This is a genomic window from Gaetbulibacter sp. M240 (assembly GCF_043876815.1).
GTDB lineage: Bacteria > Bacteroidota > Bacteroidia > Flavobacteriales > Flavobacteriaceae > Gaetbulibacter_A.
Genome location: NZ_JBAWKA010000001.1, coordinates 517,504 through 541,809, shown reverse-complemented (window position 1 = coordinate 541,809; position 24,306 = coordinate 517,504). Strand labels below are relative to the sequence as shown.

Below are 24,306 nucleotides of genomic sequence, written 5' to 3'. Positions count from 1 at the left end.
TTTTTATGATTATGTTTTTAACTTAAATTAACATTGTAACCGGGTTTTCAATGAATCCTTTTAAGGTCTCAAGGAACTGGGCTCCAGTAGCACCATCGACGGTTCTGTGGTCGCAGGCTAAAGTTAATTTCATTGTATTACCAACAACGATCTCACCATTTTTAACGACGGGTTTTTGAACGATTGCTCCAACTGACAAAATAGCCGAATTAGGTTGGTTGATGATGGACGTAAAATAATCAATCCCGAACATACCTAAATTCGATACTGTAAAAGTGCTACCCTCCATTTCCTGAGGTGTTAATTTTTTATTTCGTGCTTTACCGGCCAATTCTTTCACCTCAGCACCAATTTGAGGTAAGGTTTTCTCATTAGTAAAACGTACTACCGGAACAACCAGACCATCAGGTACCGCAACCGCAACACCTATATGCACATGGTTATTCAATCGCATTTTGTCCGGGAACCACTGCGAATTAACCTGTGGATGCTGTTTTAAGGCTAGAGCACAAGCTTTAACCACGATATCATTGAATGATATTTTAACATCCGGAATAGAATTGAACTGACTGCGGAAGGCCATCGCATTATCCATATCAAATTCTACAGCTAAATAATAATGAGGCGCAGAGAACTTGGAATTGGTTAAGGCCTTCGCAATCGCTTTTCGCATTTGAGAATTTGGAACTTCTTCAAAATCTTCCTGACCCATAGGAACGAATTTCGCAGAAGACGCCGCCAACGCACCCGGGGTATAATTTTCAATATCTCGTTTTACGATACGCCCCTTATCCCCAGAACCTTGAATATGATTTAAATTAACACCTTTTTCTTCAGCTAATTTTTTCGCCAGAGGCGAAACAAAAATACGCCCATTAGATTCTACCGGTGCAGGAGCAGGTTTTCTGTCTTGCGCCTGAGAGGAAGTTGTTGAAGCCGGTTTAGATTCCGTTTTAGGAACTTTGGCTTTCGCCTCTTCTTTCGGTTCTTCTGTTTTAGATTCCGTAGAGGCTTCCTTTTCGAAACCTTCAGCTATTCCTGAAACATCAGTGCCTTCAGGGCCTATAATGGCTAATAAGGCATCAACTTTAGCTGATTCGCCTTCTTTTAGTCCAATTTCTAATAAGGTTCCAGATTGAAATGATTCAAATTCCATGGTAGCCTTATCGGTTTCAATTTCAGCTAGGATATCACCCTCTTCAACCTTATCTCCTACTTTTTTCAACCAGGTTGCTACGGTACCTTCTTCCATGGTATCACTTAAACGTGGCATGGTTACTATGGTCACGCCTTCCGGAAGTTCGGCTTTTTTAGCAGGTTTGTCTTCTTTATTTGAAGTATCATCCTTTGATTCTGATGACTTATCATCAGTCTTTTCAGCTTCAGCCTTATTGTCAGAAGTTCCTTTACCTTCTATGATCTCTGAAATATCTTCACCTTCTTCACCTATGATGGCCAAAAGCTCATCTACTTTAGTGGTTTCACCTTCCTTTACACCAATATAAAGCAAAGTCCCCTCATTGAAGGACTCGAATTCCATAGTCGCTTTATCGGTTTCAATTTCGGCTAAAATATCCCCTTCTTCTACCTTATCGCCTACCTTCTTCAACCAGGAAGCAACGGTTCCTTCTTCCATTGTGTCGCTTAAGCGCGGCATGTTTACTACTGTAGCCATAGTTTAAATTTTATGTTGAATGAATGGATAATCCTCTTGCTCATAAACCACATCGTACATCACATTTTTATCTGGGAAAGGTGATTCTTCAGCAAATTTCTCGCATTCAGCAACGCGTTCTTTAACACGTTTATCAATTTTTTTCAGATCTTCCTCTTTTGCGTATTTCTTTTCCAAGATAACATCTTTCACTTGGGTTATGGGATCTATTTTCTTGTACTCCTCTACTTCCTCTTTTGTTCTGTAGTGCTGCGCATCAGACATGGAGTGACCACGATAACGGTATGTTTTTAATTCCAAAAAGGTTGGTCCACCACCCTTACGAGCACGTTGAATAGCTTCATCAAAACCTTCAGCTACTTTTACAGGGTTCATGCCATCTACAGGGCCACAAGGCATATCATACCCTAAACCTAGTTTCCAAATATCAGTGTGACTGGCTGTTCTGGAAACTGATGTTCCCATGGCATAACCATTATTTTCACAAACGAATACAACAGGTAATTGCCAAAGCATTGCCAAGTTAAAAGTTTCATGAAGTGATCCCTGACGGGCAGCTCCATCTCCAAAACAACATAGGGTTACAGCATCATTTCCTTGGTATTTATCACCAAAAGCTAGTCCGGCTCCTAAAGGAATTTGACCACCTACAATACCATGCCCTCCATAAAAACGATGTTCCTTTGAGAATATGTGCATAGAACCTCCCAATCCTTGCGATGTTCCTGTAGCCTTACCATAAAGTTCGGCCATAACACGCTTGGGATCAACACCCATTCCGATAGGTTGTACGTGGTTACGGTAAGCAGTGATCATTTTATCTTTGGATAAATCCATAGCATGTAATGCACCTGCCAAAACGGCTTCCTGGCCGTTGTATAAATGAAGAAAACCTCTTACTTTTTGTTGGATGTATACTGCAGCAAGTTTATCTTCAAACTTTCTCCAGAATAACATGTCTTCGTACCATTTGAGGTAAACCTCTTTTGTTATTTTTTGCATGGACTGTTCTGTTTAATACACGAGTTACAAAAGTAACACTTTGAACGGTATTGGAAAAACACTTCAAGTATAATTTTAAGCGAAATCGTTATAGGACAGAATTATCAAATAAAAAAGGTAACAAATTTTCCAAAGAGGCTGATTTTGCTACTTTCCCCGTTTCTCCCATGAAATAAATTTCAATTGGAAACTTCTGTTTGATTTCATATTCTGCGATGGCTTGTCTGCAGGCTCCACAAGGGGGAATGGGTTTTTGTGAAACTTTATTTTTTGAGCCTGCTGAAATCGCCATCTTTAGTATGCGGGTTTTCGGAAACTTTGCTCCGGCATAGTAAATAGCCGTACGTTCGGCGCATAACCCTGAGGGGTAGGAAGCATTTTCCTGATTACTTCCTGTTATGATCTCTTTATTTTCTAAAAGCAATGCAGCCCCAACAAAAAAACTTGAATACGGCGCGTAGGCCCTTTTTCTCGCCTCATGAGCCATTTGCATCAATTTATTCACGTCTTCTGGCAATTCATGAACGGTGTCATACACCTCCAAAATCGATGCTACTTTAATTTCTTTCATGCTTTAAATTTAAGTAAGACTAAGATAGAACAAAAAAACTATTGCTTTTGGCAATAGTTTTAATATCCGGTCTTTTGATGCTTTTAATATTCGGTGTAAGAATCGGCTCCAAAATTAAATGTTAGTGAAAAGCGTAAAGTATTCTCTAACGGACTTTGAATGCGTGATGCAGAAAATAGATAAGATAAATCGATGTTTACAATATTGGCTTTAAATCCAGCACCAAGGGCTAAAAATTTACGAGCACCTTTATCCTCACTTTCATTAAAATAACCTAAACGAAAGGCAAAAGCATCCTGATAACGATACTCGGCACCAAGAGCCCAAGTAAATTCTCTTAATTCTTCACTAAATCCACCGGGAGCATCCCCAAAAGATTGGAACATCCCCTCAACAAATCCAATATCTTGTGATTTCCCCTGATAAATAACACCATTCGTATCGGAAATCTGATTTCCTAGGGTATCAACACCCTCGTCGTACTGGCCGTTTCCATTGTTATCGGTATACTCATATTCCGTCCCTAAGATTGGTGGAGTTGGAACCAGTAATTTTGCAACTTCAGCGGTTACAGCAACGGTATTATAATTATCTAGGATGAAATCAAATCCGGCACCTAAACGCAACGTGGTTGGTTGAAAGTTTTCTTGTCCGGCAGCGTCATATTTAAATTTGGGTCCAATGTTTTGAATCGCAAATCCACTTCGCCAGCGGCCATTAAAATCGGAATATGCTTCCTCTTCACTTTGATAATATCCTGAGATATCTACACCAAAGGTACTAGCCGGAGAGGCATCGCCATCTACACCAATAAGACGTAAATCGGAACGCAAATAACGCATTCCAACAGCCATACCGAATTGATCGCTCAGTCGTAAAGCATATGATCCATCTAAAGTAAATTCGTTTGGACGTTGAATCAAAGCTGTTGAGAATTCATCGGCCAAAAACTCGATATCACCTAAAGAGAAATATTTTAAACTTACTGCGAATGCACTTCGCTCATCAATACGATTAAAATAGGTTATATTTCCTAAAAAAATATCATTTACCAATTTACTTAAGTAAGGGGTATAACTTACACCAATACCAGATTTAGCCTCCGAGAATACATATTTTGAAGCATTCCATTGCTGTGAAAATGCATCAGGGGAAGTTGCCACACCCATATCTCCCATGGATGCAGCTCGGGCATCCGGAGCTATGAGTAAAAAGGGCATCCCGGTAGTGATTACACGAGAATCATTTTCATTTGGTATGATAGTAGTTTGTGCTGTGACTTCATTAATAATAGTAAATACCATTAATGCGCATAATAGTTTCTTCATTTTTGTTTGCGTTAGCTTTATAGTTATTGTTTTAAAGTATGACTAGCTTTTCAATTTTCTCGGCTTTTTTATCTAAAACCCCAGAATAAACAGTTAGTTTGTATACATAAACTCCTTTGCCTAATTTATCTCCAAAATCATCGCGTCCGTCCCAAACAAGGTCTCGTGATAAAGTACTTGTTGTGGCGCCCGCTCCTGAGGTTTGACCGTTTAGGGTTCTTACCAGTTTTCCGGATACCGTGAATATCTGTATAGAAACGTCTAAAGGTGCCGAACTATTGTGATTAAACCAAAATTCCGTGTAATTAACGAATGGATTGGGGTAATTTAGAACATTTTGAATTACCAAATCTTGGTCTTTGTCGTACACTATAAATTGAATTTCCATAACCGATGAGTTATTGAAAACATCCCAGGCTTTTATTGTTAAGGTATGTAATCCGGGTGCCAGATTTCTAAAAGGAAACGTAACGAGCCCTTTCGTGTAATCATCAACTTCAGTTTGATAATAATCGTTCAGGATAAATGGATTTGTTTCATCGCCATCTAAAATAGCCACAATATCGTGACCAACCCCACTGGCAGTATTAATGCCATTTTCATCTGAAAGTTTGGCCAATAAGGTAGGTGATTCGTTGGTAATACCTCCGGATACAAAACTCTCATCGTTCATAAATAAATTTATAATGGGACCTGTATTATCATTTACAGCATTTTCATTGAGCCCACCAATTTTTACTGTATTTACACTGGCTCCTGATTGATCATTCAAGGCTGCGTTATTTTCCGCATAAAAACTCACTTTTCCAAAACCAACCGGTATTCCAATATCTTTAGGCACTACGAAATCAAAAGTAAATTGACCATTAATCACTGAGGCCTGACCTCGAAAAATAATTTCTCCTAGAGTCTCAAAATCCATGATTACCAATTCGCCATTGTTTCGTGTACCATCGTTGGCAAGAGTTTGTCTTTGAATATTTTTATCAAAAATGGTAGTCGATAAAACACCATTATAATTCGTTAGTACGTTTCCAGAAATATCGGTCACCTCACCGGCTAACTTTACGTAGCTCAATGCTTTTAAAGTATCTGTAGCCTGAGTAATAGGCACATCGTTTATTTGCGTTAAGCGCACATTAGGCTTAGGAAACGCCAGTTTCATGGCAGGATCGCCTATAAAAAAAGCTAGCCGTTTTTGTGCAAGATTCGAACCTGTGATATTATTTTTTGCCAATCGTAATGCTTCAGCCATTGTTGGATATTCAAAATCGCCAAAAGTATCGTTCATGCTATACGAAAATAAGTATTGGCCTAAGACCTTATTAAAATTGATTCCGAAGGTAACGAAGACCTGTCTGGTTGTTGTAATTAAACCGATCGAACCGGCTTCTTTGTTCCAATAAATAAGTTCTCCTGCGGTTTCCCGATAAGGGTTATCAAATTTTGTAAACTCGCAGGTTACAGTAACGAAACAATGAAGTTTATTAAAATTTCGCAGGTTTTCAATATCGGGTTTCAAGAAAAAACGCTCCTGTGCCAAGGCATCCTCCCCGCCATGTCCGAAATAATTGAAAACAAGTGCCCCACTATCAATGGCATTTACCAGAGCGGTATTTACCTGAGGATAACGATCGCCTCCGGCAGATGTTTCCTGTTTAAAAGCATCTGCATAAATTTTTACTACATTTATAAAAGGCTTATTATCAACAACATCAGTAGCTATAATATCTGAAGTTTCTTCGATCACGCCCTCCCAATTCTGATCAACATCATCAGAGACCACTACATAATTATTACGCCAACTTCCAAAAGATTCCTTGTTGTAATACGATGCAATTTTATCAACGAGTTCCTTAGCCCGCTGTGGTGTATCAGCCAAAATTCGACCAACTGCAATATCTAGTTTATCGGCAGCTATCAAGGTTCCTTCTTCAGGATCCATCATACCATAGAAATCATCAGAAACAAACGAATTAGTCACACTAAAACTATTATAAGAATACCACGATGGTACAACATTCGTATTGTTTGGAATCCTGTCCTTATAATCGAAAGAACCATCACCAAAAAGGCACAGATATTTCAAGCGATTTTGTGCCGTAGTTGCATTATCGTAAATATATTTCACAAAGTTTCGAATGGCACCAATATCCTGATTTCCCGCACTAAATTCATTATATATAGCATCGAGTGTCACTACTTTTACGTTTAGATTATTTTGCTGTTCGTGAATACCTGCCAAACGTTGTGCCTGAGACAACATTCGCTGTGGCGCAACAATGAGATAATCAATATCCTCAAATTGACCTTGGCTATTATTAAAAATGGTCCCCTTTAAATTTTGATTTGCTAGAGAGGTTTCAGCACCCAGTTGAGGTTCATAAAAATCTAATGGGGTAACGGCAACATATTTTCGCACGCTACCAAGAGTCGCGTTAAAAGTAAAATTAGGGTTAGCATCCGTATTTTTCAAACCCGTTATGTTGTAGAGATCGGTAACATCCCAAACCTCAGAGACATTACTAGAATTCGATATGGTATATGAGGCAATACCTGAATTTATAGCAGCATCATTCTTTTTAAATAAAAATTGTTTATCGGTAAAGGTTAAGGCACGACTTGCTTCAATTGATACATAATCCAAATATCCCTGAGCCGAAGGATTACCCTGGTTATTATATTCCAAAGCAATATTTAAGGTCGAACCGGAAACATTAATATCCCCCTCAAATGAACCGTCAGAAGCTAAATTAAAAGTAGGAGCTGAAGGTAAAACAATATTACCAACATCAGCACTATTGACGCGCACTGCCATAGTACTTGTAGAGGCCGATGCCGCAGCTGCTTCAACCTTAATATGTACAGGCTCGCTTGTTACAAGATTTGGAAAATCAAAAGACAATGTTTTTAAATTTTCAATAGTGAATCGATCCGCAAACCAACGACGGCCTAAATTCGCAATATTATAATTGTCCTTTTCATAGAATTGATAATCGTCGAAGGAGGTTATCGCCAAATCGACAGGACCCTGCGGTTGCGTCATTGGGAGAATACGTTTACCATTTCCAGAGCTTATGTTTAAATAGTAATACGTTTCATCCGTGTAACAGTTAATATGAGTATTACTTTCAACATTGAATTGCTTGGGGCCATCAGCATAAAATAAGATATAATCTTCGTCATTAAACACACCATCGCTTTCTCCAACAAATTCAATGGCGTTTTCCTGAACATCAATTGGATACGGAATTTGATTTGTGTAAGGGATCATCCTACCGCCATTACCATAGATCTTCACCGTTCTCGGGTCTAAGCCATCTACATTAACACCCAGAGCGCGAATAAAATTTTTGGATAGTTTATAAACTCCAGTCGTATCGATATAAAATTTATACCAGAGTCCCGAACTTAAAACCGAATTACTAATAACCTTTTGAGCATTAAATTTATTTACCCCGGCAATTTTACTCGTATTCGTTCCAAAGCTATAATTAATCTGAAATGAAATAACTTTTTTATAGGCACCAGAATCCGACTTGAGTATTGGAGATAGCTGAAAAACTGCAAAACGTTTTCCTCTGGCCATTGCATTATTTATGCGTGGATTTAAATTATTTGGAATTGATTTCGGGTCTAAATCTTTTAATTCTGCGGAAGAAATGCTTGCATAAACCACATTAGTAACCTGTAAAGAAGCTTCGTTTATAGTTTGAGACGTTGTCCACTGTGTTATAAACTGAAGTCCCTTTTCTGTATCATAATTAAAATACGTGCTGTTGAAAGCAGGCAAGACCATAGATTCAGAGCCATTAGAAATTTTAGAATCGCCATCCCAATCAAGATCAAAGGTTTTTTGTTGTCCAAAACCTACTGCTGAGATTATTAAAAAAATGCACCCTAGAATTTTATTCATTACAAAATAACGTTCATTATTATTGGCTTAGTATAAGTATGTGACTAGAATTAGTCTCGGGACAAAAATAAAGATAATATTTGAGCAAAAGATACGTTTATATTAGACAATTATAAGGTAATAAGCAATCAAATCATCGACAAAATGCATAAAAAATAGGGTGAAATGCGCTTTTTTTTGGTTAAAATGCATATTTTCGCTTGCGTTGTTCGGTTTAATTGTTATATTGCGTCACCAAATAAAATATTTTTAGCTTACTTAAACGTATGGATATGAAAAAAATAGTAGCGTATAAGATACTATTAGCTGTTGCCCTAACTGTGGTTGCAACTAGTTGTAAAAAATCTTCGAGTTCAAGAAATAGTTCCAGAGCTACCGGTTGGGAAATCAATTCCAGAGAAGGTGGTTTTCAGTACAATACAGATTTCAAAGAACAGGAAACTTCTCCTGGTCTTGTATTTATTGAAGGTGGAACTTTCACGAAAGGACGTGTTCAAGATGATGTGATGCACGATTGGAATAATACACCAACGCAGCAGCACGTGCAATCTTTTTACATGGATGAAACAGAAGTTACCAATGAAATGTACCTTGAGTACCTGGATTGGATCAAACGTGTTTATCCACCATCTGACGAAAAATTTAGAGCCATCTACAACGGTGCTCTGCCAGATACACTGGTATGGAGAAACCGTTTAGGTTATAATGAAGTGATGACAGATAATTACCTGCGTCATCCAGCCTACGGAGAATATCCTGTAGTAGGTGTAAGTTGGATTCAGGCAGTTGAATTCGCCAATTGGCGTTCAGATCGTGTAAATGAATACAATCTTGAACAAGCAGGTTACCTAAAACGAGATGCTAAAGTTTTGGATGTTAACTCAGAGTCAACATTTAGTACCGACACTTACATTAATGCACCAACTTTAACCTATGGTGGAAATGAAGAAGTTTTAAGTGGTAACGGTAAAAGCAAACGCTTTTCAAGCACCGATGCTGAAGGCAATGAAACTAATATTTACGCCAATCGCGCCACCGGACTAATTTCTCCAAAATACAGACTCCCAACTGAAACAGAATGGGAATATGCTGCACTTGGATTAAGCGAATTAAGAAGTTATAACTTATACCGTGGACGTAAAAAGTATCCATGGGAAGGTCAGTATACCAGAAACGGTTCACGTAAATATCGTGGTGACCAAATGGCAAACTTCAAGCAAGGTAAAGGTGATTACGGCGGGATCGCAGGATGGTCTGACGACGGTGCTGATATTACCAACAAGGTAAAATCATATGAGCCCAACGATTACGGTTTATATGATATGGCCGGAAACGTCGCTGAATGGGTAGCTGATGTTTATAGACCAATAGTTGATGGTGAATACAACGACTTTAACTATTTCAGAGGTAATGTATACACTAAAAATGCTATTAGTGAAGATGGAACTGTAGAAGTAGTAGGTGTTGATAATATTCAATATGATACTCTTTCAAACGGAAAAATAGTTGCCAGGAATTTGCCTGGTGAAATTGTACAAGTACCGGTTGACGAAAATGAAACTTACTTGCGTACAAATTTTGATCGCAGTAATGAGATCAACTTTAGGGATGGTGATAAGCGTTCATCCAGAAATTTCCAGAGTTTTACTGAAGATGAAACCACTGAAGACCAAGATGCACAAACACGTAAAATGTATAATGCACCTGTAAATAAAATTGAGAGAGATGAGGATGGCAACATCATCAGAGAATACGATAAGAGCAATACCAGAACGTCCTTAATTAGTGATGAAGTTCGCGTTTACAAAGGCGGTTCCTGGAAAGATAGAGCCTATTGGTTAGATCCGGCGCAACGTCGTTACTTCCCACAAGACATGGCCACTGATTATATCGGTTTCCGTTGTGCAATGTCTCGCGTAGGTTCAAAATCGAAAACAAAAAAGAAAACGAAAAGTTAATTACGTTTAAAGTATAAAATTTAAAAAAGTCCTGACATTAGTTAGGACTTTTTTAATACATTTATTTACAAAACAAAACCTTTGGATACAGCAAAACTTCATCAGCTTTTTTTAGAATGCCAGTCAGTATCAACCGACACTCGAAAAATTACTCCTAACGCCCTTTTTTTCGCCTTAAAAGGTGAAAACTTTAATGGCAACGCTTACGCGGAAGAAGCTCTGAATCAAGGAGCGAAATTTGCGGTAGTAGATGAAGCAGCTTATCAAACCTCAGAGCATATCATTTTGGTAGATGATGCCTTAAAAGCCTTGCAAACCTTAGCAACTTTTCACCGACAGTATTTAAAAACTCCGATAATAGCTTTAACAGGTAGCAATGGAAAAACCACAACGAAAGAACTTATTAATGCAGTGCTTTCTCAAAAATATAAAACAATTGCTACCGTAGGGAACCTAAACAATCATATTGGAGTTCCGTTAACCTTATTGTCCTTTTCATCAGATACAGAATTAGGTATCGTAGAAATGGGAGCTAATCATCAAAAAGAAATAACATTCTTGTGCCGCATTGCCCAACCGGATTTTGGATTAATTACAAACTACGGAAAAGCGCATTTAGAAGGCTTTGGGGGTGTTGAAGGCATTATAAAAGGGAAAAGCGAAATGTATGATTTTTTAAGGTCTCATCATAAAACAGCGTTTGTTAATGCCGATGACCCAATTCAAATTGAAAAAACAAAAGGCATAAAACGCCAGATCTTTGGAACTTCAGAACAGGATGTTTCTGTGACTTTTATGGAAGCTGATCCATTTGTTAAACTTTCATATAATGACCTGGATATTCAAAGTCAATTGATCGGAGACTACAATTTTACCAATATTGCCTTCGCCGTAGCCATCGGGCATTACTTTAAAGTAGAGAAAAGTGCTATTAAAAAAGCTATCGAAGGTTATGTTCCTTCCAACAATAGATCACAGATCAAATCCATTGGAACTAACAAGATCATATTAGATGCCTATAATGCTAATCCAACCAGTATGCGTGCTGCATTATTGAATTTGAGTCGGCAAACCGGAGATAAAATAGCCTTTTTAGGTGATATGTTTGAATTAGGTGACGCTGCCTTTGAGGAACATCAGAATATTCAAAAACTGGCAGACTCCTTAGACATCAATACCATCACCTGTATCGGGAAACATTTTTATGAGGCGGCAATAGCGTCAAATAAAATAACACATTTCGAAACCTTTGAAGACTTTAAAGAAGCTTCCGAATTATCAGAGTTAAAAAACAAAACCATATTAATAAAGGGTTCCAGAGGTATGGCCATGGAGCGCATTATAGATCTTTTACCGAACCCGTAAACATAAAAACTCCTTAAATAAAAAGTGCCTAACATACGTTAGACACTTTTCCGTTTAGATAATCCTCCCTAAGAATTGACTAATAGCTAGACAAATATCTAATAAAAAAGCATATTAGACAATACTCAAAATGAGTATTTTTTCAAAAAATTTCAAAATTAATTTCAATCATTAGCAAAGATTCCCTTAAAACAGTAGGAATTATTTAAGGTGTTAAATCATAAATTGATTTATTTTCATCATACCAATGAGTTCTCCGGTTGAGGAAATATTGAGTTTTTTAAGAATATTACGACGGTGCGTATCCACCGTATTTGGACTGATACTTAATTTTTTAGCAATTTCTTTACTAGAGTAATTCAAAACCAATAAGCGAACAATATCACGTTCTCTATTACTTATACCTTCAGAAATTAATTTTTGGGAGAAATTATTGAAATAAAGCGTTTCATATTCATTCTGAGCATTCAGCCGTTTCGCTGAAGCACAAATCTGCAAGTTAATTTCAGGGTGTAATACAGTATAATGCGCTAAGCCTATTATAGGTTTGTTATTTGAGTCAAATTCTAAAGGACTCGTATTCTGAATGATATTCACATATTCATCAGAAGCATTTTTAAACCGATAATTCCATGTGTAGGTCATTTTATTTCTATCCGACTCAGGAATTTCGTTTAAAGTAAACTCCATCAAACTATTTAAAGCCTGCAACCACTTTTCCAGATCATCAGGATGCATTCTACTCCAAAAATACCGCATACCGTGTTCTTCAAATAATTTCTTGTCCAATCCCAAGCAAGAACGCATGTTCTTACTCACATATTCAAAAATGAGTTTCTGTGTATTTGTGATACAAAAAAAAGTAGAACTATATGGTAAATATTCATCTAGTTCAATAATTTTTTTTATGTGGTGTTCAAGTGAGGGATTATCATAAGATCTAAAAATTTCGTGGTAAGCTGACTTGATATTAATATCATTCATAGCATTGGTGGTTGGTACGAAAAATAACAAAAAAATATGAAATAAAGAACTGAGCTAAAATAAATAAAAAACCTCATATTGATTATCAGTCTGTTAATTTTTTTTTAGGGTCTAAAAAATAAAAAGCTTGATGTTTATTGAAGAGGTTAAATCATTTTTTTAAATCCTAATGACTTTCAATACCTATTATTTTATTTTTGATTTTCCTGGTCATTAAATCGTGATGCCTCCTCCCAACGATCCGTTCTAAAAGAGGATACTGGAAGCTGATTCGTTCCGTACAAAGAAGCCTCTACCCAGTTGTTCCAAGCATAACGAACGGCTTCCGGGTTCGGAACTTTCGGGCTTGAAACAAAAACACCTCTTCCATTTATTATTTTTGCCTCTGCCGGATAAAAAACATGGTCTTTACCAGCAATTTCAAAACCTTTCAGGTCATCATACGAATACAAACCGTTTCCGTTTTTAAAGTCCAGAAGAATACCATTATTTTGTAATTTCATAGAATCGTAACTAGGTGATTCTGGGTCAAATCCTTGAAACCCGTAAGTTTTATTCAAAGCAAGTCCTAATAAGCGATCAGCTACCTCCTTTTTCTTTGGTGGATGGATCGACCTCTGATCACCAACATCTAAAGTTATAGCGATACCCGAATTCGAAATTGAATCAACACATTGCAATTGGGCTTCCCGTTGAAAAGCTGAGTTTTGTACCTCCTGAAAAAAAGTATTTCCACCGTATCTAAATGGCGCGATTTGAGCAAAATAAAAAGGTGCCTCCTGATTTTCCCAACGCGTACGCCAATCATTCACCATGGCCGGAAGCAAGACCTTATATTGTTCAGGTTCACTTCGATTGGCTTCGCCCTGATACCAAAGAAACCCCTTTAAAGTGAATGGGATTAAAGGATTAATCATAGCATTGAATAAAACCACAGGAGTTTTATTCATTCTTGTCTTTTCATTAACCTGACTTAAGTCAACGGTCATATACTTACTTAAAACCTCCTTGCTTGTCCAACTTTCTACCGGACTAGACCCCCAAGATGTATGAATAATTCCAACCGGAACATCCAGTAGTTTTTGTAGTTGACTGGCGAAGAAATAACCAACAGCACTAAAATTTGAAACATTTTTTGGATCAGCTGCTTCCCAGCTCTGATAATTTTCTAAATCTTGAAGTGGTGTAACAGATCCCACCCTCCCTACTGAGAAAAGACGCAAATTTGGATTATCTGCATTAATAATGGCTTCCTGCGACCCATAAATAGGTTGTCCTGAATTACCCTTCACTGGCATTTGCATGTTGGATTGCCCAGAACACAGCCATACTTCGCCAAACAGTATATTTTCTAATAAAATATCAGAATCATTACCCTTAATCCTTATGGTTTGGGCTTGTTTTGAAAGCGTCGTTTTCACTCTTACAAACCATTTACCATCACTATTGACTTTCACTTCAACGGGGTTTTGAAGCCAAGAAGTTTCAATACGTAGCGTTTCATTGGTATCCGCCCAACCCCAAAGGGCCACATCAGCATCCCGCTGAAGCACCATATTTGATGAAATGATTGCTGGTAATTTTACTTTGGCAAAAACCCCTGATATAACTATCATGAAAAACACGATACTTAAAACTACTTTTTTCGTCATAATCTATTATAATTTTAAAAAGAGAAACCTCTTTGAATTCGAAACTTTGAATTTATAAATTGTTTGGTAACTAATTTAATGGAAATTTTAGTATGTCTATAAATGTACTGCTTTTGTGTATTAAGAATTGAAAAGTTAAGTAAAATTCTAGAAACTAATCAATTAAAAAGAAGATTAAAAAGGTGTTTTTAATGCCCACAATGATTGCTATTTATTTTCAACGGGAGTATCCAATATGATACCCAACACATTAGCATTATAATCTTTAAAAGTATTCCAAGGACCATTCAACCATAATAATACTTTATAACCTTCATCATTCACCACTATAGGACGGATGTTTCTATAATTTGAGTTCGAAGTTATTGGTTTCCATTTGATGGTGGAAATATCATCATTTAAATCAATATGTGCCATATAAATTTCATGAACACCTCCTAAATCTTTTCCTGTTGAAGGATCCACATCTGTGGAGATATAAACTTTTCTCGGGTCTTCAGGGTCGAATGCTAAAAGTCCGGTGTAACTACTCTCTATCTTGTAAAGACACTTTCCTGCATATGCTATTTCCCTGTCATGCCAGGATTCACCATCCCAGGAAGATATCCTGAAACGATGATCGGAATCATTAAGATACAGAGAATATCCAATATGCGGGTAATTTTGTGAATCTGTGCCCATAGCACAAGTCCACGCGCTATTTGGTACACTTTCGGTTAAAATAGATTTTTCATTTGTATCACTTCCACTATACAACTTTTCACCTTCTGAGGTTCGAAGAGGCCCAGAATTTATATCCTTTATTTTTGTACCATCAGCCTTATAGAAGATATTGTTCGAAAATTCAACGTAGTAAATATTATTACCAAATCGGCGGGGGTGCCCGTCTGTATAGGATATTCCAATGGTATTTTCGTCTATCTGATGATAGCGCGCATATGGTCGCTGATACCCTTTAATATCATTGGCTATAAAATGGGTGCTTTCACCCCAGGAATCCCCGAAATCATTCGATTTCATAAATGTTGGGTTAAACGTAAGCCCATCCCTGAAAAAATTGTATAACGTACCCTCGTTCTTTAAATAGAATAAATTCATGTAGGTTACACCATTTTTATGGTTGTAATCATGTTCAAAAAGTTTACAATTCATCCAGTTCAAATAATTACCTGGCTCAGTAACGCTTGAATAATGGATTTTTTCTTTACTGTGCATCGCCCAGACGGCTAAAATGCGATCGTCGGGTCTTTTAAATAAGGCCGGTGCATCGTGATCATCTACTTCTAAGTTTTCATGTAACACAACGGTACTATCAATTTTTTCAGACCTTAAATCATAAATCCCAATTCGAACATCGCCACTTTGACCACTTATTCCTGAAATCACCAATTTACCATCACTAATAACGGCCCTAGGATCTTGGTACCAACACCACCCCCCATCTTCCATAAAAGTTGAATGGCTCATATCCCTTGATGGTGGATGAAATTTACTGAGATATTTATATAATTCTGAACCCGCGGCTAAAAAGGCGCCTACGCCATAAACCTCCGAATAATTTTGAAAACTTTCACCGGGCTTTGCCCCTATAGGTTGAACAAAACCTAACATCCCCTTTTCATCGACACACTTTACCAAAGCATTCCAGGCTTTAAATAAAACCGGTTCAAAAACATCTTTTTCCAACAAGCCTTGATTTATACCCCAGGCCAGTCCGAAGGTAAAAAAAGACGTTCCGCTGGACTCCATCGTTGGATAATCTTTTAAATCGCCCAAAATACCTGCAGACCACGTGCCATCTTCTCTTTGAGTTTCTTTAAGGCGCTCAGCCATTTTAACAAATAAATCTTTATAAAATCCACTTTTAAAATTCTCAGGAAAATCCGGAATCATTAAAGCCAAACCTCCAAATACCCAACCATTCCCACGTGACCAAAATATTTTTTTACCATTTTTTTCTCTTTTATCAAAGTAGGATTTATCCCTATAAAAAAGGTTTTCCTCTGGATCCCAAAGTTCATTATATGCCATTTTGTATTGGGAATCCATATACTGTAAATAGGTACTATCCTTGGTTACTTTTGCTAGTCGCACCCAAACTGGAGGTGCCATAAATAGGGCATCACACCAGTCCCAATGATATTTTTTCCCCTTTTCACTAGCCATGATCGAATCAAAACGTCTTTTGGTAGGTTCAATAGAAGCTATTTTTTTTAATCGAACATTTTGATGAAGACTAAGGTAAAATTGTCCCACAGCTTGATCATCCGCATGATAGAAGCGTTTATTTAATTGCCAATTATTTCGATCACCTATTTCCACTAGCCAGTTTACATATTTTGGATCGTGAGACACTGTACTTAGTTCGAACATTCCAGAGTACAGAGCAGCACAAGTCCAGTCCAATTCGTGGTGTTTCTTCCTGTTATCCCATTCTCTTTTATTTTTAGATGATGGCAAAGCACGGTACTTACCCATATCCTCAAAGGTCTCTATTTGCCAATCGGCTACTTTTTCGGTTATGCTTAAAACTTCTCTTGAATGTGGTGTTTGCAATTGATTGGCGTTTTCCTGCTTGCAACTATAAACCAGAGTCAGAAGTAAGGCCAATAAGTATGTAAGGCGAAAACTTTTGGTGTGATAATTCTTCGATAATAACTTTATAATAAAGATCATAAATGATAATATTTTCTACATTTTAGATAAATATAATTCAAAATATGTATTTCAAAACAAAAGGATCATCCTTTAACCAACAGGATGATTATTGGTATTGCTCAAACAAATTTTTAAATGGTATGCTCCTTATTTCTTTTTGAGGGTTATAATCCGGATTTAAAATTGGCCAATAGCGCTTATCAACATTTTCAACCAACCAGTTCATTAATTTATAAAATAATTTTTGAGTTAATTCTGGGTTTTCTTTTGAGATATCATTTTTTTCATAGGGATCTTTCTGAATATTGAAAAGATGAAACCTTCCATACCAATCAAAAATAAGTTTGTAATCTCCGTCCCGAATGGCAGAGCACGGAGTCAATGGAAGTTTATCGAACGGACTATTATAAATGACGTTAAAAGGGTAATGCCAATATTGTGTTCTTTTGGTATAGCGTTTTTGTTCATTCTCCCTATCCGTAAATAATGAAACTAAACTTTCGCCATCAAGCGACAGGTGGTTAATTTCTCTATCATAATCATGTCCGGCAATTTGTAAAAGTGTAGGAAACAGATCGGTATAATCTACAGGTACATCTACCCACTTTCCTTCTTCTGTATGACCTTTCCATCTAAAGATAAAAGGCACTCTTATCCCTCCCTCTGTTAAACATGCCTTTCCACCCAAAAAAGGTGCATTATCAGTGCCCTTCCCGTTAGGAGTCACTTTACTATCGATTCCTCCATTATCGGATAAAAATACGATCAAAGTGTTTTCATCAATTCCAGTTTCTTTTAATTTATTGAGAATTTCCCCTACGGAACGATCTAAACTTTTTAGCATCGACGCATAAACCGGATCTTTATGATTATTCCACCCTCGCGTTTCTTTCTTTTCAAAATACGCGACTTCAGACTTTTTACCCTGATATGGGGAATGCACTGCAAAATGTGAAAAGTATAATAGAAATGGTTTATCCTTACGTTGGGAGCGATCTTCAATAAAATCTAACGCTTTTTCAGTCAGGTCATCTGTAAGATACTCGTGACCTGAATCATTACCTGCATGTCCAATATTCCATACATCTTGCGGCATTTCAGGAAAAACCTCTTTCGACTTGTCGTTCCATTTGTCTCTCCAGTTATAATAAACAGATCCTCCTGCATCGTACCAGGCTAATGCTTCGAAACCCTGGTCCTCAGGTTGATAATCTTTCGCACCAAAACCACCTACATGCCACTTCCCAATAAATGCTGAGTCATAGTCGTTTAATACCTCAGCAATCGTTGTTTCATTTAATCCATTATCTATTGGCGATCCGCTTGGTAGTGCCGAATTTGAAATCCCGTTTTTCAGAGCCTGCTCTATTTTTATATCATCCTTATGTTCTAATACATCATGCGGATAATAACCTTCAGGAACGGGTAAATTTTGATTGTAATAGGTTTTCCGTAACGGCATGGCCGTTGTAAAACCCAATCGGGCTGAATATTTTCCGGTAATAACGCCTGCTCTGGTAGGAGAGCATAATTGATTAACATATGCTTGTGAAAATGAAATACCTTCAGCCATCAGTTTATTGAGGTTGGGCGTTTCATAAAACATGGTTGTTGTATCCGCAGATGTAAAATGTGTGGCGTAGGATTGAATATCCATAATGCCTAAATCGTCAGCAAGGATAAAAATAATATTTGGTTTCGTGTTTAGCTGTATTTCTTTTGAAGAAAGGTTTTTGTCATTTTTACAAGCAGTAATGTTCAGGATAAAAATGAAAAAAAATAAACTTTTTAAAAAAGTGCTTTCTTCAATCATAGAATGATATTTTAATAATTCAAGACCCTAAAAAAGTATCTCGTTACTCTGAAACATTTTTCTGAAACTTCTTGCTGAAAAAAATAAAGAGTATCCCTGCTAACAACCAGGCAGGCAGGGTAACAAAAGACAAAAACACATCAAATTGTACCGAAATAAAGTAAAACACACCAAAACTTATGGCCCAAGCCCAAAAAACAGATTTGTTAAATGAAGAATTTGCCTTAAGCGCATAATTTTTAACAATCCCAGCACGCTTGTGAAAGAAATGCTCAAATACTATAATGGCCCCAAAAGGTGCTAGAATAAACCCATAAAGTGCCACAAAACCTAAAAGTTTCATTGCAAAGGCCGGAAACAACCCCGCTATGGTAGCCACCGATCCTGCTATAATGGTTACTTTAGCTGTTGATAATTTTGGAAGGATGGCTTGAAAGGCCAGACCGGCTCTGTAAATAGTCGGATTAGCAGTTGTCCAACCTGCTAAAACTACGGCTAAAATACCGAATATCCCAATAGCATTGTAGGCTAAAGGTCCGGGCGCCACGGTTGGTGCTTCTCCACCATTCAATAAAGCCGCAGCTTCAGGAGACTTTAAATAAACAGCATATAGCAATGCAGCAGCTATCCATGCCATATAATGTCCAACATACATTCCTGCCGCCGTTGTCCAGCCAGCATTTGCATTTTTTGCAAATCTGAAAACCGATAAATCCGACATCCCGATGTGCATGGCTGCGTTTGCAAACCATGACCAAATGACAACATGCCAAAACGTGAATTTAATTTGACCAGGAAATGGATCTGATCCTTCACCCCAAATATTCCAGAAATCTGAAAAACTTGTTACCCCAAGTTGGGATAATGCTACGATACCACAGGCAATAAATGCAACAACAATTATAGGGCTCATCCAATCCGCTGCCTTTGAAACGGTATTATATCCGCGGGCTGCAATAATTGAAATTATAGCCCCTACCAGTACAACGATAATTACCCACGTAATACCATTGGGCATAGTATCCGTAAGTTTGGGCATAGGCATATCGAAAGGTATACCTACAGCCGTTGCCGAGACTGTAATCATGGAGCCTGCTAAAAAGCAAAACAACACTCCGTTGGCCAGGTTATAGAAGATTACAAGTTTTTTTCCACAAATTTTTTCTAACTGAAAATATAAGGTTAGCCTGTTTTTAACGGCAATTTCAGCAGTTAAATAACGCCAACAAAGAACAGCTAGCAAATTTCCTAAAAGTAAACCAACGATTAAATCGAATGCACTAACACCTGCCGTTAAGAAAAGTGGACCGATCATAAATTCAGTTCCTGCCGCATGTTCTCCGGCATACATTCCCAAGAAACTTTTCCAACCTTTTAAGTTAGATTTTGGAACTGGAACTCTTTCAAATTCACCCCCGGCAATATGTTCTATAACCTCTTCTTCATTGTGTACAGGACTCATAAATTTTATTTTTAGTTGGTTAATTTTACTTTATTAAATGGGCCGGAAGATCTTCCAGATTTTCACAACAAAGCTGTTCCATAATCTGTTGTAATTGTACTTTTAAAATAGAAATGGTGTGGTCTCCACCTTTATTACCTAACGCGGCAGCCCCGTACATAAATGAACGACCCATGAACGTGAACTTAGCCCCTGACGCCAGGGTACGTGCAATGTCTGGACCCGAGCGTAAACCACTATCCATCATCACTTCAATCTTATCCCCATACTTTTCTGCAATGGTAGTTAAAGGTTTAATTGAAGACTCTCCAGCATCTAGTTGTCTACCACCGTGATTTGATACTATAATGCCATCAAAACCCATACGAATTGCTTCCTCGGCATCTAATTCATTAGCGACACCTTTTAGAACCAGCTTCCCTTTCCACATATCGCGAATGGGTTTTATTCGCTCTTCATTTAGGCGACCACTAAATGTTTCATCCATGAATTTGCCAAGTTGTTTTAAATCCAAACCCTTAGGCATATATGGTTTTAAATTAGCGAAATTTGGTTGGCCGTATTTTAAAGTATTTAAAGCCCATGTTGGTTTACCTAATACTTGTAGTATATTTTTAATAGACATTTTTGGTGGCATTGCCAGGCCGTTTCTTATATCTCTGGGTCTATAACCAAATGTTGGGACATCGCATAAAATAACAAGTACAGGGCATTGTGCCGCAGCAGCTCTGTTTATAATATCATCTCGCAACTCCGGTTTTGCAGGGTGGTATAATTGAAACCATGCTTTCCCTTCGGTTAATTCGCTTATCCGCTCAATACTAGATGTTGTTACTGTGCTAAGAATGAAAGGTATGTTATGCTCAAAAGCCGCTTTTGCTAAAATTTCCGGGGAATTAGGCCACATCAAGCCTTGTAGTCCCACAGGAGCAATCCCGAAAGGAGCATCATACTCGACACCAAACAATTTCGTTTTTAAAGAAGCTCCATTAAAGTCTCTTAAATAATGAGGCTTTAACTGAAGGCTTCTAATATCAGCCGTGTTTCTATGTAGATTTATATCTTCATTACATCCACCATCAAGATATTCGAAAGCAAATTTTGGCATGCGCTTTTTTGCTTTATCTCTTAAATCCTCTATTGAGGGATATCTTGTATCAAATTTCAAAGCCATATTATTATTTGATTATAAAAGGTACATGTTTTTTTAATGCGTAATTTTTTTTAAGAAATTTAGAGTTCAGTTTGGCATCTGATATACATAAAACGGCTCCTAAAGCTGAACCTAAGGAGGCTTCGGTAGTCCTTAATTTTTTATCTCTAAAATAATGTGACAGCAATTTTATATACAAATCATTATCACTAAATCCACCATCTACATATAATCGTTTAATTCCGTCGTTTCCGATCACTTTTTTAATACTTTCTATCTGTAAAAGCACTAATTCCGTCATGAGCTGGTGATAGGCATGTTCGAATTTATCGTATGGTAATTTAGTTTGAGCCGGCATTTGACTATCCTCAATACTTTCCCACTTAAACATATGAGCAAAGTCCTGAATTATTTCAAAATAGGTATCATAATCAAATTTCACAGAGCGATGATAATCTTCGGGCATCCCATACCGTTCATTTAATTTTTTTACTTGAATTTTGTACTCATTACCTAAAAACAAACGCGCGGCCTTCACTGGTTTCCCATTAATCCGCATGTAGTTTATAAAATCTGAACTTTCACTGTTGTCTGACAACGAAAATTTCGTGAAGGGATTCAGAGCAATGCTCCAGGTTCCGGTAGATACCAAAACAAATTTCTTTTTTATACTACGAACATATGGTAATAAGGCTGCTGAACTGTCGTGTATACCAACTCCAATCTTAATGCGTTTACCATTATAGTTCATATTAATACTTGTTTCAGTAGAAACAATTGGAGGCAATATTTTATGTATTTCCTCATCATAAACCCACTGATGATAATCCTTTTTCTCGTAATCCCAGAGTGCGGTATGACAACCAATACTGGTGTATTCACTTATCGGAATACCGGTAAAAATATAGCTTAGGTATTGCGGTAAGTGCAAAGAATATTTTATTTTCTTAAAAACCTCCGGCTTTTCATACTTTAACCAATATAATTGCATACCGGAATTTAGAAAGCTGAGATCATAACATCCCGTCTTCTTTAAAAATTCAGATTTCGATCCGTATTTTTTTAAAAAAGAATCAAGTATTCCTTTATCTAAAGGCTTGGTATAATTGTAGAGCGGTGTAAGAACCTGACCATATTCGTCGATATGTACAAAACTGGCGCCATAAGTAGAAAAATTTATGGCTTGAACATTGTATTTTGATTGTTCTAAAATATTCTCAAATACAGATTTAATCCAATTCTGAAGGGCTTCCAAATTTTCAGTGGGGTGTCCATCTTCATCCTTTATTTCATCAAAACGAATATATTCTTTATAAATTTCTTTGAAATTTTCATCAAAAAGAAAGAATTTTTTGTTCGTTTTTCCAATATCAAAAATAGCAGTTACATCTATCATAAATTAAAGTCCTGTTGCTACAGTATTTTTACCCCTTTCTTTAATCAAAGTTTCGCGAACTTTCCAATCTCTATATGAATTAATCGGGTGAATTGCTCCACCAAGATCCAATCTTACCTTTTGTATTAATGGCCTAACATCCGTTTTAAAAGCATTTTGTAAAATTTCTTGACAACTAACAACATCATGATTCAGTTGTGCTTCCTGCAATGCGTCCTGATCTACTAATAGCGCTTTTGCATATGATTCTTTAATGGCTTCAAGCGATTGTATTAAATCCTCTAAAGGATCTTTAACATTATGACTAGCATCTATCATCCAGGATAAGTTTGGGTTTTGTGGATTATTGTACATGCCATAGACCAATTCATTGAATATCAGGAATAAAGCATAAGGTTTTATACTTCCTACTGTTAAATCATCATCACCATATTTGCTATCATTAAAATGAAACCCACCTAATTTACCTTTCAATATCAAAGTAGAGACTATTTGCTCTATGTTTGAATTAGGCAAATGATGTCCTAAATCAACCAGAGAGAAAGCCTTTTCCCCACAGGCATTAGCAAGCATGAATGACGTTCCCCAATCTTGAATTACCGTGCTATAAAAGTTAGGTTCATAAGGTTTGTATTCAATGAGCATATTCCAATCATCTGGCAAAGCTTTATAAATTTCCTTTAAACTTGTCTCCGTATATTGAAGTGCTTTTTGAAAATTAGTTTGACCGGGGAAATTTGAACCATCTGCCAACCATACGGTTAAACTTTTAGAACCTAATTTATTTCCAATATCTATAACCTCTTTGTTATGCTGAATGGCTTGATCGCGAACAGCTTTGCTGATGTTACTCAACGAACCAAACTTATAACTTTCTTTAGCGTCTTTTTGGTCTTGAAAAGTATTTGAGTTTACGGCATCAAATTTAATATCCAGAGAACTTGCTAATTGTTTTATACCGTCATAATCTTCCGGAATATCCCATGGAATATGTAGTGAAACAGCCCCTGCAGATTGTGTCAGCGAATGGATAACACCTATATCCTCTAATTTTTGAAATAAATTAGTAGGTTCCCCATGATAAGAAAAACGTCCGAAACGCGTTCCCCCAGCTCCCAATGCCCAACTTGGTATGGCCACCTGAAAGTCCTTTAAATTTCCTATAATAGCCTTTACATCATGCCCTTGTCTCTCCAAATTATTAGACAAAAAATCAAAGGATTCCTCATGATTTTTAAGATCGAATTTATTGCTATTAAGTATTTGGTCTTTATTGATTTTCATTTTTTTTATTTTCAAAATATAAAAACTTCCACAAACCATAATCTATTTATGGAAGTTTTATACAAACTAAACAAAACTTAAATTTTTTA

At 37.0% G+C, this 24,306-nt stretch carries 15 protein-coding genes; 2 read left to right on the top strand and 13 right to left on the bottom strand.

What is annotated here, in order from left to right:
• Nucleotides 1-22: 22 nt before the first annotated feature.
• The 5 genes from V8G61_RS02305 to porU form a co-directional block, all read right to left on the bottom strand.
• On the bottom strand, nt 23-1,675 hold the full coding sequence (locus V8G61_RS02305) for a pyruvate dehydrogenase complex dihydrolipoamide acetyltransferase (RefSeq protein WP_394873814.1): 1,653 nt from the start codon (nt 1,673-1,675) through the stop codon (nt 23-25).
• 3 nt (nt 1,676-1,678) lie between these two features.
• The gene (gene pdhA / locus V8G61_RS02300) at nt 1,679-2,677 is read right to left on the bottom strand and encodes a pyruvate dehydrogenase (acetyl-transferring) E1 component subunit alpha (RefSeq protein ID WP_394873813.1); all 999 of its coding nucleotides are present in this window, start codon (nt 2,675-2,677) and stop codon (nt 1,679-1,681) included.
• A gap of 88 nt (nt 2,678-2,765) precedes the next feature.
• Nucleotides 2,766-3,248: a cytidine deaminase gene (gene cdd / locus V8G61_RS02295; protein WP_394873812.1), complete on the bottom strand. Its 483-nt coding sequence runs from the start codon at nt 3,246-3,248 to the stop codon at nt 2,766-2,768.
• An 83-nt stretch (nt 3,249-3,331) separates the two neighbouring features.
• A complete protein-coding gene (porV, locus tag V8G61_RS02290; protein ID WP_394873811.1) occupies nt 3,332-4,576 on the bottom strand; it encodes a type IX secretion system outer membrane channel protein PorV in 1,245 nt (414 codons plus the stop codon).
• Nucleotides 4,577-4,607: 31 nt separating this feature from the next.
• Entirely contained in the window at nt 4,608-8,492 is a 3,885-nt protein-coding gene (gene porU, locus V8G61_RS02285; RefSeq protein ID WP_394873810.1) for a type IX secretion system sortase PorU, read from the bottom strand.
• Nucleotides 8,493-8,758: 266 nt separating this feature from the next.
• Here porU and gldJ point away from each other — a divergent pair, with 266 nt between their 5' ends.
• Both gldJ and murF read left to right on the top strand, forming a co-directional pair.
• The gene (gldJ, locus tag V8G61_RS02280; protein ID WP_394873809.1) at nt 8,759-10,450 is read left to right on the top strand and encodes a gliding motility lipoprotein GldJ; all 1,692 of its coding nucleotides are present in this window, start codon (nt 8,759-8,761) and stop codon (nt 10,448-10,450) included.
• Between the two features lie 81 nt (nt 10,451-10,531).
• On the top strand, nt 10,532-11,815 hold the full coding sequence (murF, locus tag V8G61_RS02275) for a UDP-N-acetylmuramoyl-tripeptide--D-alanyl-D-alanine ligase (RefSeq protein WP_394873808.1): 1,284 nt from the start codon (nt 10,532-10,534) through the stop codon (nt 11,813-11,815).
• Nucleotides 11,816-12,028: 213 nt separating this feature from the next.
• Here the strand turns inward: murF and V8G61_RS02270 are convergent, their stop codons facing one another.
• The 8 genes from V8G61_RS02270 to V8G61_RS02235 form a co-directional block, all read right to left on the bottom strand.
• Complete coding sequence (locus V8G61_RS02270; protein WP_394873807.1) at nt 12,029-12,799, bottom strand: LuxR C-terminal-related transcriptional regulator; 771 nt, start codon at nt 12,797-12,799, stop codon at nt 12,029-12,031.
• Nucleotides 12,800-12,990: 191 nt separating this feature from the next.
• The gene (locus V8G61_RS02265; RefSeq protein WP_394873806.1) at nt 12,991-14,451 is read right to left on the bottom strand and encodes a sialate O-acetylesterase; all 1,461 of its coding nucleotides are present in this window, start codon (nt 14,449-14,451) and stop codon (nt 12,991-12,993) included.
• A 207-nt stretch (nt 14,452-14,658) separates the two neighbouring features.
• A complete protein-coding gene (locus V8G61_RS02260) occupies nt 14,659-17,127 on the bottom strand; it encodes a glycoside hydrolase family 88 protein (protein WP_394873805.1) in 2,469 nt (822 codons plus the stop codon).
• A gap of 88 nt (nt 17,128-17,215) precedes the next feature.
• Entirely contained in the window at nt 17,216-18,922 is a 1,707-nt protein-coding gene (locus tag V8G61_RS02255; RefSeq protein ID WP_394873804.1) for a sulfatase, read from the bottom strand.
• Nucleotides 18,923-18,965: 43 nt separating this feature from the next.
• Nucleotides 18,966-20,384, bottom strand: a complete 1,419-nt coding sequence (locus V8G61_RS02250) for a purine-cytosine permease family protein (protein ID WP_394873803.1) — start codon at nt 20,382-20,384, stop codon at nt 18,966-18,968.
• A 25-nt stretch (nt 20,385-20,409) separates the two neighbouring features.
• The gene (locus V8G61_RS02245) at nt 20,410-21,558 is read right to left on the bottom strand and encodes an alpha-hydroxy-acid oxidizing protein (protein ID WP_394873802.1); all 1,149 of its coding nucleotides are present in this window, start codon (nt 21,556-21,558) and stop codon (nt 20,410-20,412) included.
• Between the two features lie 4 nt (nt 21,559-21,562).
• The gene (locus V8G61_RS02240; RefSeq protein WP_394873801.1) at nt 21,563-22,933 is read right to left on the bottom strand and encodes an FGGY-family carbohydrate kinase; all 1,371 of its coding nucleotides are present in this window, start codon (nt 22,931-22,933) and stop codon (nt 21,563-21,565) included.
• Nucleotides 22,934-22,936: 3 nt separating this feature from the next.
• Complete coding sequence (locus V8G61_RS02235; RefSeq protein ID WP_394873800.1) at nt 22,937-24,217, bottom strand: sugar isomerase; 1,281 nt, start codon at nt 24,215-24,217, stop codon at nt 22,937-22,939.
• Between the last annotated feature and the right edge of the window lie 89 nt (nt 24,218-24,306).

Coding starts and splice junctions, on each gene's coding strand:
- gldJ (WP_394873809.1), top strand. CDS start 8,759: ATGGATATGAAAAAAATAGTAGCGTATAAGATACTATTAGCTGTTGCC.
- V8G61_RS02305 (WP_394873814.1), bottom strand. CDS start 1,675: ATGGCTACAGTAGTAAACATGCCGCGCTTAAGCGACACAATGGAAGAA.
- V8G61_RS02270 (WP_394873807.1), bottom strand. CDS start 12,799: ATGAATGATATTAATATCAAGTCAGCTTACCACGAAATTTTTAGATCT.
- pdhA (WP_394873813.1), bottom strand. CDS start 2,677: ATGCAAAAAATAACAAAAGAGGTTTACCTCAAATGGTACGAAGACATG.
- V8G61_RS02240 (WP_394873801.1), bottom strand. CDS start 22,933: ATGATAGATGTAACTGCTATTTTTGATATTGGAAAAACGAACAAAAAA.
- porV (WP_394873811.1), bottom strand. CDS start 4,576: ATGAAGAAACTATTATGCGCATTAATGGTATTTACTATTATTAATGAA.
- V8G61_RS02235 (WP_394873800.1), bottom strand. CDS start 24,217: ATGAAAATCAATAAAGACCAAATACTTAATAGCAATAAATTCGATCTT.
- V8G61_RS02250 (WP_394873803.1), bottom strand. CDS start 20,384: ATGAGTCCTGTACACAATGAAGAAGAGGTTATAGAACATATTGCCGGG.
- V8G61_RS02245 (WP_394873802.1), bottom strand. CDS start 21,558: ATGGCTTTGAAATTTGATACAAGATATCCCTCAATAGAGGATTTAAGA.
- V8G61_RS02260 (WP_394873805.1), bottom strand. CDS start 17,127: ATGATCTTTATTATAAAGTTATTATCGAAGAATTATCACACCAAAAGT.
- cdd (WP_394873812.1), bottom strand. CDS start 3,248: ATGAAAGAAATTAAAGTAGCATCGATTTTGGAGGTGTATGACACCGTT.
- V8G61_RS02265 (WP_394873806.1), bottom strand. CDS start 14,451: ATGACGAAAAAAGTAGTTTTAAGTATCGTGTTTTTCATGATAGTTATA.
- porU (WP_394873810.1), bottom strand. CDS start 8,492: ATGAATAAAATTCTAGGGTGCATTTTTTTAATAATCTCAGCAGTAGGT.
- V8G61_RS02255 (WP_394873804.1), bottom strand. CDS start 18,922: ATGATTGAAGAAAGCACTTTTTTAAAAAGTTTATTTTTTTTCATTTTT.